We start from the raw sequence: 12153 nt of genomic DNA, 5'->3' as shown, positions 1-12153 counted from the left end.
AAAACTTAATAATAAATGCTGGGGTGCCTTTTGGCTGAGATTATACCCATTGAACCTGATCTAATTAGTATTAGTGTAGGGAGATTCTGGATAATAAAAAAACCGGCTATTTGCGTGCAATTAGTCGGTTTTTTCTTTTCCCCCCTTTATTTTTAAGACAGCACAAAATTTTTTAAGGGGGAATTATGATGATCGATAAAAAAGCTAACATCGCCTATTCGATCCGTGATATCGCGTTTATTGCTCTAATTGGTATTTTTTGTGGAGTGATTTTTTTCACAACAAATATCTCATACAATTTTTTGACCGCGGCCTTAACCACCATTGGTTTGGGCCCCGTGGCAAATGATCTATTGCTTGGATTATGGATGATTGCCGGACCACTTGGAATTATGCTGACTAAGAAAATTGGTTCTAGCGTATTGGCGGAAACTCTCGGTGGTTTCGTTGAAATGGTACTCGGCGGACAATTTGGTGCAGGGGCCATCATCTCTGGTTTGACGCAAGGAATTGGAACTGAACTTGGCTTTACTTTGACTGGATACAAAAGATTTGGAAAATTCAACCTTTTTCTGTCTTGTATAACCGGTACTATTGTCACTTTTATTTGGAGCTATTTTAACGAGGGTTATGCAAAATATAATTTCAGTTTCTTAATACTTTTGTTTATCGCCCGATTAGTTTCCATTAGCTTTTTTGATGGTGTATTGGTGTATTGGATCAATCAACTTATCGAAAAATCGGGTATCATACGCCGCAGTTAAGGGAGCAACATGGATAAATTAGCTATTAATGACCTTACATTTAGTTATACAAAAGATTCTGATCCAGTCTTAGATAACTTAAATTTAACAATTAAGAATAATACTTTTAACCTTTTATTCGGTTCATCTGGTTCGGGAAAGTCAACTTTAATGCAAATCATCACGGGATTAGTGCGCACTAATCTCCCAAATTTAGGAAGTGGCACCATTTTAATTAACGGTCAAAGCATCGAGACATGGACACCAAAACAATTCGTCCAGGAAGTGGCCCTGCTATTTCAAAATCCAAGAGAGCAATTCTCCATGAGTAGCGTTGAAGATGAATTCGTTTTTACACTTGAAAACATCGGTATGCTACCCAGTAAAATTGACTCTTCAATTCGGTCAGCCTTAGAACGCGTGAAAATGCTTGATTTTCGAAATCGAGATATCGATGGTCTGTCCGGGGGTGAATTACAAAAAATATCTCTTGCCATAACCCTGGCAATGGACAGCAATTTTATCATTTTAGATGAACCATTCGCCAATGTTGACTCCTCCTCTAGAAAAGAATTGATTCTTCTTCTTAAAGAGTTACAGATTCAGGACGGAAAAACGATCTTAATCGCTGATCATGATTTGTCTGGGTATGACCATGTTTATGATAATATTTTTCATCTTTATCATCATCAAATTGCGGCACTACCCCACCCAGAAAAAACTTTAGCTTATTTTCAATCTGACAAAGACGAATTTCATTTCCAAATTCCGGCGGAAAATCAACCTGGCGTTCTTCACTTCGCCGACTTTAGCCTAGATGCAGGTTCAAAAGTTCTGTTGGATCAAATTCAGTTGGAGATTCCCACGGGCTATCGAATTCTGTTGACCGGTGATAACGGAACCGGAAAGTCCACCCTTTTTAACGCCATCAGTCATCTCCATCCGTATAAAGGAGTACTGACGTATAAAAACAAGGAAGTTCAAAAATATAAAACTACTAAACTTTCAAAAGAAGTCAGTTTGATCTTTCAAGACGCTCAAATCCAATTTTTAAAAATGACGGTTAGTGAAGAAATTGAACTTAGTTTAAAACATGCTCGCTTTTCAGAAATATGGTCACCAGAGTTTATTACTAAGAATCTAAGTCTTTTAAATTTAATTGGTTTTGAAAACCATATCGTTTATCAACTGTCAGGGGGACAAAAAAAAAAACTCCAAATCCTTGAGATGTTGATGCTTGGTAATCCGTTAGTTTTAATGGATGAACCTCTGGCAGGATTGGACATTGAATCTGTTATCCAGGTGTTGGACATGATAAAAAAGGTTTGCGAGCTTCAAAAACAATCTCTGATTATGATCAGCCACCAACTGGTTGGAACTAAAAATTTCTTTAATTATCACTTGGAATTAAAAGATAAAAACTTATATTTTTCAGAGAGGTTGGATGATGGACTCTTCGATTAAATTACTCCTAGTTTTGCTTATAAGTTTTGAATTAGCGTTTGTTCAAAGCATTGTTGTAAACATTTTAGTTATTGTTTTAGGAATGTCATATCTATTGGTAAAAAAAGTTAAACTTCAAAAATTATTACTATTAATCATTATTCCGATTATTCCCGTTGCTAGTACATGGTCTTCTTTCTACGTTAACGGAACAGGTGATTTTATTCATAGCGCTTGGCTGCTATCAAGTCGAATTTATGCTTATATCATTTTAGGCGGTATCTTTTCCTTCACAACAAGTATTAACGACCTATTAAGTTCGTTAGAGCAAAACTGGCATGTGCCGTCCAAGTTTGTTTATGGAACTTTAGGCGCTTTTAATTTCGCTCCTCGCGTGCGTAATTCAATGTTACAAATCAAGACCGCCGCTTTAATGCGCGGCGAAGTCTTACATGTTTGGTCACCACAGATCTTCTTTAAGGCGATTTTACTTTCTTTACGTTGGTCGGATAACTTATCACGTGCTATGCAATCACATGGTTATGCTGAAAATAACGTCCGAACTCACTACCGAAAACAACGTATTCCAGCTTGGAACTGGGTGCTATTTATCACCATTTTTGGCGTATTTCAATTTATCGTTTTAAAAAAGCTCCCATAAAATTCATACGAGGAAAATAATTATGAAACACAATAATCTATTACGATTGACGGTCTCGGCACTGTTAGTTGCCACAGATGTTGTTGTCTCTCCACTATTTAGAATTGAAGGATTAGCTCCCATGTCGAGCGTTATGAACGTTATTATTGGTGTATTGGTTGACCCACTATACGCATTAATCATCACCATGATGACAGGGTGCATCCGCATGCTTATCTTTGGAATCCCTCCATTGGCACTAACTGGCGCCGTTTTTGGTGGCGTTTTAGCATCCCTTTTGTATCGATTCACTAAGAAAGTTCGGATGTCATGGGTTGGAGAAATTATTGGAACTGGGATCATTGGATCGCTATTAAGTTACCCCGTCATGATTTTATTTACGGGTTCCGGAAATGGTATGTATTGGTTTATCTACACACCGAGGTTCTTATTTGCAACTTTAATCGGCGGATTCGCGGGAACTTTCATTTCCATGATTCTTTTAAAACAAAGGCGATTCATCGAAATTAAAAATCTTTTCAAATAAAAATAAGCACTTAAAAGTATCATACTGATAAAGTTTTTGATTTATTTAGCAAAATAATTGTTGCTATTTACAATTGGATATTTTAATAAAAAGGGTTGCGGCAAGAAAACGAGATATATGATTATATCTCATCACTTAGCTACAACCTTTTTTATTTTAAATTAAAATTGTTTCTTTTTTAAAATCAGGCTTCCAACCAGAATTAGGACTGACGCAATTACTGCCATGGTAAACATCTGTTGGTAAGCTCCCTTAGCAATTTCATAGAAGTTATTCAATAATTGCTCTCTTTGAACACCCTTCCCCATGCTAAGTATTTTTTGGTAATATTCTTCGACATTGCTAGCGTTTAGTTTAGCCAAATTAAGTTTGGAAAACCCTCCCTGGATAAGGGTCGCGTATAAGGTAGGTGCAAGTGTTAGTCCGACTTGGCGACTAACCGATAATGTCCCCAACGCAACAGTACTGTCCTTTGTCCCCGCAATTTTTTTCATTAATACTTGGAAGGGAGCACCCATTAACATTCCAAATCCTATGCCGGCCAACGTTGAAAACACTAAAAATAATGCTAAATTATTGCTTAGATACGCTAGTAATCCAAATCCAATCGTAGATAAACCACCTGAGATAACCAGTGAATTAACCGCACCTCGTTTGGACACCATGATCCCACCAATAATCGCTCCAAGGATTGATCCAACACCAATACCACTCATCCAAATTCCTGATGTATTCGCCGAAATACCATACCGTTGTTCAACAAAACTTGGTATCAAAACGAACACAGCAATCAACGTGCCCGATAATAATCCCATAAAGATCGTTAATAGAAATCCCTGATTTTTGATTAATTGATAAGGCAAAAATGGGTCTGTATCGTCGCGAATCCTTCTTTCATTTACCGCGAAAAGCGCAAAAAATATTATTCCAAGCATGAAGGCTCCCCAAACTTGAATACCCGAGATACTCTGAAGGAAACGTTCACTTCTAAGATTGGTAATTCCCGCCATAAAGCTAAAAATTCCCAGCGTCAGCAACGTTAATCCCCTATAATCTAATTTCTTTAAGTCCCCGCCCTTTGTTTCAGGGATGACCATTCCTCCAGCAATAATAACGAAGATTGCAATTGGGATGTTAATTATAAACAACCAGTTCCAGTGACCCGTTAATTTTAAAATAATCGCACCTAAATTAGGACCAACAACCGACGCAATCCCATTAACCGCTCCCATCGCGCCTAACAATTTTCCCTGCTGGACGCGATCATAGGTTGATAGAACATGACTGGAAGCAATTATGTATATTCCTCCACCGCCGATTGATTGAATCAAACGCGCTAAAAGGAAAAACAAAAACGACGGGCTAAGTGCAACCAACAATGAGCCAATTGCAAATAGTGAAATTTCAAATATGAAAAGCTTCTTTCTGCCATATCGATCCGCTAATTTACCAATAATTGGCGTAGAAATCGCCATTCCTAAGGTATAAAGCGTAATCCCCCATATCCCATGGACCTCTGACACATTAAAAGAGTAATTAATCGTTGATAGAGCACTCGATATAATGCCGTTATCCAAAGCCGTTATAAATACTCCCAAAATAAATAATACGAGAGCAAAATTTTTATTTTCTTTCTTCATCGCCAGCTACCCGATTCCTTTTGTAAGCCATTTTGTTCGATATTCAAATTCCTGAACCAACTGTTCTTGCGTCCAATTATTTACAATAAAGATTTTCAACGTCTCGATTACAATGTCCATAATAAAATACATAAAGCTTAATGCTTCCCTCTTATCACTAATATTAATTTTGCTGTCCTTTAATAAACCCATCCAAAGATCGATATAGGACAGATCTTCTGGTTTTTCCGCATGTTTATAAATTGAAGCGTCTTGACCGTTAATTAACAATAAAATCCCTTTAAAATACATATCTTCATGGCTGAGTTGCCCACAATAATTCAGATATTCAATAATTCCCTTAAAAAAATCATTTTTATTTTTAACAATAAAATCCAAAATATCATTATGAATTTTAGAGAAAAACTTTTGAATCATGTAAGTATAAGCATCCTCCAAGCTATCGAAGTATTTATAAAATGAGGTTCGTGATATCCCTGTTCCACCTAATATTTGAGATACCGTTACCTCACTAATATGGGTGTCATAAAAATTATTTAGTAATAACATATCAACTCGTTGACGTTTTTCAGTTGGTAAGTTAAAAAAAGTTTTACTTGGCATGAGATTCCTCCTTTTGGTGACACTTTGTCAAATCAATCGTAACAAATTAGTGACATTTTGTCACCAATTTATGACTTTTTTCTTTTTTAGTCACAAAAATACCCCAGAAGTTAAACTAGAAATTAACTTCTGGGGTATAAAAGCGTCAGTTAGCTTTGATTAGAACATTTAAAGCTTTATTTTAGACGGTTATTTAATTCTTCAGTCTTGTCTTCGTAGCCTGGCTTACCTAGTAATGCAAACATGTTAGCCTTGTAAGCTTCTACTCCGGGTTGATTAAATGGATTAATTCCATTTAGGTAACCTGATACTGAAACAGCAGCTTCGAAGAAGTAAATCATGTAACCTAACGTGTATGCTGTTTGGTCAGGGATATTAACGGTCATAACTGGTACTCCACCATCGTTATGTGCCAATGTTACACCTTGGTAGGCTTTTTTATTAACTTCGTCCATTGTTCGACCTTCAAGATAACGTAAACCATCTAAGTCTTCGTCGGCCTTAGGAATGTCAAGATCATGGTTAGGTTTTTCGATGTTAACAACTGTTTCCATCAAATTACGGCGACCTTCTTGGATATATTGACCTAATGAATGGAGATCAGTTGAGAAGTTAGCTGATGAAGGATAGATTCCCTTTTGGTCCTTACCTTCTGATTCACCCATCAATTGTTTCCACCATTCGCCAAAATATTGAAGCGTTGGTTCGTAATTTTCAAGAAGTTCCGTTGTATATCCCTTACGGTAAAGGATGTTACGTAATGCAGCATATTTGTATGCGTCATTCTTAGTCACATCGGCATCGGTATACTCATGACTGGCATCTTCAGCACCCTTCATCAATTGGTCAATGTCTCCGCCAGCAACGGCAATTGGTAATAAACCAACCGCTGAAAGAACTGAGAAACGTCCCCCAATGTCATCTGGAACAACAAATTCTTCATAGCTTTCGGCATCGGCTTCTGTCTTTAGAGCACCCTTTGCGCGATCGGTCGTGGCGTAGATGCGCTTTTTAGCTTCTTCTTCGCCATATTTCTTAATTAACTTTTCTTTAAGAACGCGGAATGCAATTGCAGGTTCCGTTGTTGTTCCTGACTTAGAAATAACATTAATTGAAAAATCACGGTCGCCAATTAAGTTTAAAACATCTGCAAGATAGGTTGAGCTAATTGAGTTTCCTGCAAAAATCACTTGAGGTGCACCATTACGTTGTTCTTTAGTAAGAAGGTTGTAGAAGGTGTTGTTTAAGAAGTCAATGGCTGCACGAGCACCCAAGTATGATCCACCAATTCCGATGGCAACAAATACTTCTGAGTCATTGCGAATCTTTTCAGCGGCTTTCTTGATACGGGCAAATTCGTCCTTATCATAGTTGGATGGTAAATCTATCCATCCACGGAAATCATTACCAGCTCCAGTGCCGTCACGCAAAATCTTGTCAGCAGCTGTAACAAGTGGTTGAATCTCTGAAAGTTCGTTTTCATGTACAAATTCTGTAACGCTTGAACTATCAAATGAAATATGTGCCATTAATAACTACCCCTTTTATTTTGAATTCCTTATCATTATACAATAAAAAAATTAATTTGGTCGAGTCTGAACGATTAAAATTTAATTGTGTTAAAAATTATTCTTCTTTCATAGAAAATATGTGATTTATAAGGCTTGTAACATGCTTTCTTTCAAACATTTTAGTATACTTCGTACATGAGAAGTTAAACTTCCGTGAAGAAAGGAGAATTGGTATGATTGAAAGTTATAATCGTTTTTGGGAAAAAATTTTCGTGGTTAATGAATCTTCTGGACGCCAAGACTACTGGGTTCCTACCATCGTTAACTACCTTTTAGCTGTAATTATTGTTGCAATTATTCAGGCCATTACCGGGCATCCAATCAATGAAATTTATAATTATGGTGACTTTTTCACGGTTTCGGCTAAAAACATTATCATGGCAATCGCTTGGATTGCAAACTTAACTCTTGCAATTAGACGTCTCCATGATACCGACCGCTCTGGATGGTGGATTTTAATTCAAATTATTCCGATAATTGGTACGATCTGGTTCGTTATTTTAATGCTCCTCCCAACGAAAGCTAATCGCTGGGCATAAACGAATTCAATGTTAATTATATTTTCCATCTTGGACATAAAAAATAAGTCACGACAAAGTTGTTTTCGTCGTGACTTATTTTTTTGTGTAATTATTTATACAAACTTTCGAAGAGTATCTCGCTTCTCAGAAATTTGGAAAACACGGCGTTTACTTTAATGTAGCTAACAGTGTTGAACCAACGATAATTAAAATTGAACCAATCACCACGTATTGCATTTCGCGATGAGTCTTCCGTTCTCCGAGTAACCAAATTGAGCCAAACGTTGAAATAACGATTCCGGCCTGAGCAAGTGAGTAACTAATTGCAAGTCCAACTGATGGGATTGCAAGGAACATGAAGATATTACCAGTTCCCCAAATTAGTCCAGTAATAATGTTAAGAAATGTTGGTTTCTTAGCAATTTCCTTTTGCTCTTTTGCAATCAATACGAAAATTAACGCACCAATTAGCATTCCAATGGCTTGAGGAAAAATAATCGCCTTTGCATCAACATCGGCAAACCGAACGACCACCGTATAACCAATATATCCAATTGTTGAAATAATTAATGAACGAATCCCGGCAGACATATTTTCATCGTCTTTTTCAACGGTTTTGTCGCTCTTATCTTTCAATGATGTGAACGCCGCTCCGACAATTAAAGTAATTACAGCAAGTGTTCCGACCATGATCATATTGCCAGAAGTCCATTCATGCCAGATTAATACACCAGCCAAGGCATTTCCGGCTAATTGTAGTCCCGTAGAAATTGGAACCGTTTTTGAAACACCAATATGTTTCATGGAACTAAACTGATTAAATTGTCCAACTGCCCAAAATAATCCTGAAATTAATCCCGCAATCCAAATCTTACCATTTAAAACAGGTTGGTAGAGCACCAACGTTATCAGTGCAAAAACGACGGCACCCATTGTCATTCCGAGCGTTTGTTGTGACGCGCTTCCGCCTAAACGTCCGCTCACCAACCCAATACTTCCCCACATAATTGCGGGAACTAAAGCGATTAAAATACTCATATTCAATTCTCCTGTATCAATTAGAAATATCTGTCTCTCTCATTAGACAAAGTATCATTTTACCAGTTATGAAAGCGAATTCCAACTTTTATTTTCTAAATTAAAGTGGTATACATTTAGTTTCATGGATAAAGAAAACGTGAAAACGTTGTTATGTAGCGCTTTCATTATTATAAATAAAAAATTGGACCACACCATTTTTTTCGGTATTTATTTCTTTGTCAAGATGTTTCTGAAAACTCGTATTAAAAAGTTTTATTTTGTGATAGAATATATGTGTTGCGAAGAGAAAAAGCTCTTTGTTTTGTATAAACAATATTGGGAGGAACCAGTTTTATGTCATTTATTAATGGTACAGATACATTTGCAGCTGCTCGTAAGGGCCATTACGCTGTAGGTGCTTTCAACACAAACAACCTTGAATGGACTCGTGCAATCTTAGCCGCAGGTCAAGAAACACACACACCAATTTTGATTCAATCATCAATGGGTGCTGCTAAGTACATGGGTGGTTACAAAGCTGTTAAGAACATGGTTGAAAAACAAGTTGAATCAATGGGTATCACAGTTCCAGTTATCATGCATTTAGACCATGGTAACTACGAAGCTGCTAAGGAAGCTATCGCTGCTGGATACAGTTCAGTTATGTTTGATGGTCATGACCTTGATTTTGAAGACAACCTTGTTAAGACAAAAGAAATTGTTGCTTTGGCACATGCTCAAGGCGTATCAGTTGAAGCTGAAGTTGGCTCAATTGGTGGTGAAGAAGACGGCATCGTTGGTGCTGGTGAATTAGCTGATGTTGAAGAAGCTAAAACACTTGCAGCTACAGGTGTTGACTACCTTGCTGTTGGTATTGGTAACATCCATGGTGTTTACCCTGAAAACTGGACAGGTTTAAACTTCGACCGTTTACAAGAACTTGCTGACGTTATCAAGACACCTCTTGTACTTCATGGTGGATCAGGAATTCCTAAGGAACAAATTGTTAAAGCAATTTCAATGGGTATTTCTAAAGTTAACGTTAACACAGAACAACAAATTGCTTGGTCAGACGCTGTTCGTAAATATTACGAAGCAGACAACGACAAAAAAACTAAGGGATTTGACCCTCGTAAAGTTCTTGCTTCAGGTACAGAAGCTATCAAGAACACTGTTAAAGAACGTATCGAATGGTTCAACACACCATCAATGTGGTAATATGAATCAAAATAAAAAAACTTGGCGGTTTAACCGTCAAGTTTTTTTGTTTGCTTAGGAAAATGCAATTTAAACGTTGTACCTTTTTCAGGACTACTAACAACATCAATTTTTCCACCATGGACCTGGACGAGCTCGTGAACGATGGACATCCCTAACCCAGATTCACCCTTAGTTTGAATTCGGGAAGAATCAGCCTTATAATACCGTTCCCAGATATTCTTAACTTGATCTGCCGTCATTCCGATTCCATCGTCACTAATTTGGATATCGGTCCCATCACTAACGTTTTGTCCGCGAATGACAATGTGCCCATTCTGAGTGAACTGAATTCCATTTTGAATTATATTAAACAAAATTTGAACTAATCGATCAGTATCTGCATATATCATTACATCATTTCCCATATCAACCTTGATCACATCATTTTCCAAACGGGCTTTTTTCCCAAGTTGCTTTGCAATTCTTTGGGCGACCTGCTTCAAGTTAATCTGATGACGATTTAAACTGATTTTATTTGTCCGAATCCGTTCGAAGTCAAGGTTATCATTAACCAGTCGAATTAGTCGTTTTGTTTCGCGTTGCATTAAATGAACGCTTTCTTCCTTGTCCTCTTCTGGAATCGCATCGTATTCCAAACCTTCTAGAATTCCATTAATAGTTGTTAGGGGTGTTCGCATTTCGTGCGCGGCATCGGCCATAAACGCTCTTCGTCGTTCCTCTTGACGTTTGATTTCATCGTTGGACTCTTTCAATGAAGCCGTCATGATATTGAAATCCGCACTTAGCTCACCAATTTCGTCATTACGTCCTGGGGCAAGTTTGACGTTAAAGTCTCCTTCTGTAACTTTATGTGCTGCTTCTCGAATCTTCTGAATTCGTTGAACTAAGTATCTTGATAAGAAATATGAAGCGATGATTGCCACAAAAATTGCAAAACCAAAAGTCATCAACAGATTTTTCTGCACTTTTTGAATATCAGCTTGAACATTTGATAACGGTGATCCCACGGAAACTACACAAACCAGTTCCCCCTCGCGGTTAAAATAAGGCTTATACATTTCAGTCATCGTTATGCTTCGCTTGTTATCTTGTAAGGTAACATTCGATCGTAACTTCAGAGTCTCTCCCTTTTGCAAGCTTTCCCATTGCTTCTTGCTAATTTTCGGAGAAGTATTTCTAGTCGGGTAACTCACTGTATTGCCGTCCATCGTATAGATAGTAAAGTGAATATGCTGATTTTCGAGCAACTTTTCAATTCCCTGCAATTGATTAACTTGAACTTCCTTGACATCGGCCGACTCGTTTTCTAATACGACCGATTGTTGAAAAATACTATCGGCATATTCCTGCAAAGAATGCCACTTATTACGATAAACAGAATCTGTTGTAAATTGAATAAACACTAAACCAATGATTAAAAGTGTTGATAAAGTTACGATCAAAAATGCCATCATTTGTTGAAAAAATAACTTCATGCTTTAATCCTCATCAATTTTACTATCATCAAATTTATATCCAACGCCCCAAACCGTTTGGACAACCTGTGGTCCTACGGCTTCTAATTTTTGACGTAATTTTTTAATATGAGCATCTACGGTCCGTTCATCACCATAATACTCGTAATCCCACACCATCTGTAATAGTTGTTCTCGTGAAAATACTTGCATTGGCTTTTGAGCTAAAGTTTTCAGCAAATCAAATTCCTTTGGCGTAAGGTCAGAAATAAGATTATTATCCAAATATACTTCTCGAGTTGTCGTACTAATTTTAAGATGTGTCGTTCGAACATCAAACTTTTCGTCTTGGCCACCCTTTTCAGCCTCTTCCTTATTCATCGCTACTCGGCGATGTAAGGCCTTAATCCGAGCGATTAATGTAATTGGACTAAACGGCTTGGTAATGTACTCATCTGCGCCCATTTCAAGCCCTAAGACTTGGTCGCTCTCAGAATCCCTTGCCGTTAGCATAATTAGCGGAATTGACTGCGACATTCTTCTTAGTTCGGCCGCAACTTCCATTCCATCTTTTCCCGGTAAGTTTAAATCTAATAAAACAATATCCCATTGTCCGGGGTCGGTTTTGAATATTTCAACCGCCTTTAATCCGTCATAAGCAAATGTAACGTTCCATTTTTCTTTTTTAAAAAACATCCCCATCATATCTGAAACGGATTTATTATCTTCAATCATTAATATACGCATTAA

12 protein-coding genes and 1 riboswitch are annotated in these 12153 nt (G+C 37.3%); of the genes, 6 read left to right on the top strand and 6 right to left on the bottom strand.

All coding sequences use genetic code 11. The features are described from left to right. The first annotated feature begins 9 nt into the window (after positions 1–9). Positions 10–99: riboswitch (TPP riboswitch) on the top strand. Between the two features lie 89 nt (positions 100–188). The 4 genes from IV81_RS03565 to thiW are packed head-to-tail and all read left to right on the top strand — an operon-like array spanning position 189 to position 3373. Then, the gene (locus IV81_RS03565) at positions 189–764 is read left to right on the top strand and encodes an ECF transporter S component (protein WP_057802367.1); all 576 of its coding nucleotides are present in this window, start codon (positions 189–191) and stop codon (positions 762–764) included. A 9-nt stretch (positions 765–773) separates the two neighbouring features. After that, the gene (locus IV81_RS03560; RefSeq protein WP_057802365.1) at positions 774–2207 is read left to right on the top strand and encodes an ATP-binding cassette domain-containing protein; all 1434 of its coding nucleotides are present in this window, start codon (positions 774–776) and stop codon (positions 2205–2207) included. Next, positions 2188–2847, top strand: a complete 660-nt coding sequence (locus IV81_RS03555; RefSeq protein WP_236696821.1) for an energy-coupling factor transporter transmembrane component T — start codon at positions 2188–2190, stop codon at positions 2845–2847. The genes IV81_RS03560 and IV81_RS03555 overlap by 20 nt, the downstream gene beginning before the upstream one ends. A 22-nt stretch (positions 2848–2869) precedes the next feature. Continuing rightward, positions 2870–3373, top strand: a complete 504-nt coding sequence (gene thiW, locus IV81_RS03550; protein WP_057802361.1) for an energy coupling factor transporter S component ThiW — start codon at positions 2870–2872, stop codon at positions 3371–3373. A 161-nt stretch (positions 3374–3534) separates the two neighbouring features. Here the strand turns inward: thiW and IV81_RS03545 are convergent, their stop codons facing one another. The 3 genes from IV81_RS03545 to IV81_RS03535 all read right to left on the bottom strand — a co-directional run bounded on the left by IV81_RS03545 (position 3535) and on the right by IV81_RS03535 (position 7145). After that, a complete protein-coding gene (locus IV81_RS03545) occupies positions 3535–5013 on the bottom strand; it encodes an MFS transporter (RefSeq protein ID WP_057802359.1) in 1479 nt (492 codons plus the stop codon). A gap of 6 nt (positions 5014–5019) precedes the next feature. Next, on the bottom strand, positions 5020–5616 hold the full coding sequence (locus IV81_RS03540) for a TetR/AcrR family transcriptional regulator (RefSeq protein ID WP_057802357.1): 597 nt from the start codon (positions 5614–5616) through the stop codon (positions 5020–5022). A gap of 176 nt (positions 5617–5792) precedes the next feature. Next, complete coding sequence (locus IV81_RS03535) at positions 5793–7145, bottom strand: glucose-6-phosphate isomerase (protein WP_057802355.1); 1353 nt, start codon at positions 7143–7145, stop codon at positions 5793–5795. A gap of 215 nt (positions 7146–7360) precedes the next feature. On the opposite strand from IV81_RS03535, the gene IV81_RS03530 reads away from it, so the two are divergent. Then, entirely contained in the window at positions 7361–7726 is a 366-nt protein-coding gene (locus tag IV81_RS03530) for a DUF805 domain-containing protein (protein WP_057802353.1), read from the top strand. Between the two features lie 150 nt (positions 7727–7876). Here IV81_RS03530 and IV81_RS03525 read toward each other — a convergent pair whose 3' ends face one another. Then, entirely contained in the window at positions 7877–8746 is an 870-nt protein-coding gene (locus IV81_RS03525; RefSeq protein WP_057802351.1) for a GRP family sugar transporter, read from the bottom strand. Between the two features lie 336 nt (positions 8747–9082). Between IV81_RS03525 and fba the strand changes: the two genes are divergently transcribed. Next, the gene (gene fba, locus IV81_RS03520) at positions 9083–9946 is read left to right on the top strand and encodes a class II fructose-1,6-bisphosphate aldolase (protein WP_057802349.1); all 864 of its coding nucleotides are present in this window, start codon (positions 9083–9085) and stop codon (positions 9944–9946) included. 29 nt (positions 9947–9975) lie between these two features. Here the strand turns inward: fba and IV81_RS03515 are convergent, their stop codons facing one another. After that, a complete protein-coding gene (locus IV81_RS03515; protein ID WP_057802347.1) occupies positions 9976–11424 on the bottom strand; it encodes a sensor histidine kinase in 1449 nt (482 codons plus the stop codon). Between the two features lie 3 nt (positions 11425–11427). Further along, the gene (locus tag IV81_RS03510) at positions 11428–12150 is read right to left on the bottom strand and encodes a response regulator transcription factor (protein WP_057802345.1); all 723 of its coding nucleotides are present in this window, start codon (positions 12148–12150) and stop codon (positions 11428–11430) included. Between the last annotated feature and the right edge of the window lie 3 nt (positions 12151–12153).

It is taken from the genome of Pediococcus stilesii (genome assembly GCF_001437075.1).
Taxonomy (GTDB): Bacteria; Bacillota; Bacilli; order Lactobacillales; family Lactobacillaceae; genus Pediococcus; species Pediococcus stilesii.
Note: the sequence above shows the minus strand (reverse complement) of the source record. Positions and strands in the feature narration are given on the sequence as shown.

Coding starts and splice junctions, on each gene's coding strand:
- IV81_RS03510 (WP_057802345.1), bottom strand. CDS start 12,150: ATGCGTATATTAATGATTGAAGATAATAAATCCGTTTCAGATATGATG.
- IV81_RS03530 (WP_057802353.1), top strand. CDS start 7,361: ATGATTGAAAGTTATAATCGTTTTTGGGAAAAAATTTTCGTGGTTAAT.
- thiW (WP_057802361.1), top strand. CDS start 2,870: ATGAAACACAATAATCTATTACGATTGACGGTCTCGGCACTGTTAGTT.
- IV81_RS03525 (WP_057802351.1), bottom strand. CDS start 8,746: ATGAGTATTTTAATCGCTTTAGTTCCCGCAATTATGTGGGGAAGTATT.
- IV81_RS03535 (WP_057802355.1), bottom strand. CDS start 7,145: ATGGCACATATTTCATTTGATAGTTCAAGCGTTACAGAATTTGTACAT.
- IV81_RS03540 (WP_057802357.1), bottom strand. CDS start 5,616: ATGCCAAGTAAAACTTTTTTTAACTTACCAACTGAAAAACGTCAACGA.
- IV81_RS03515 (WP_057802347.1), bottom strand. CDS start 11,424: ATGAAGTTATTTTTTCAACAAATGATGGCATTTTTGATCGTAACTTTA.
- IV81_RS03565 (WP_057802367.1), top strand. CDS start 189: ATGATCGATAAAAAAGCTAACATCGCCTATTCGATCCGTGATATCGCG.
- IV81_RS03555 (WP_236696821.1), top strand. CDS start 2,188: ATGATGGACTCTTCGATTAAATTACTCCTAGTTTTGCTTATAAGTTTT.
- IV81_RS03545 (WP_057802359.1), bottom strand. CDS start 5,013: ATGAAGAAAGAAAATAAAAATTTTGCTCTCGTATTATTTATTTTGGGA.
- fba (WP_057802349.1), top strand. CDS start 9,083: ATGTCATTTATTAATGGTACAGATACATTTGCAGCTGCTCGTAAGGGC.
- IV81_RS03560 (WP_057802365.1), top strand. CDS start 774: ATGGATAAATTAGCTATTAATGACCTTACATTTAGTTATACAAAAGAT.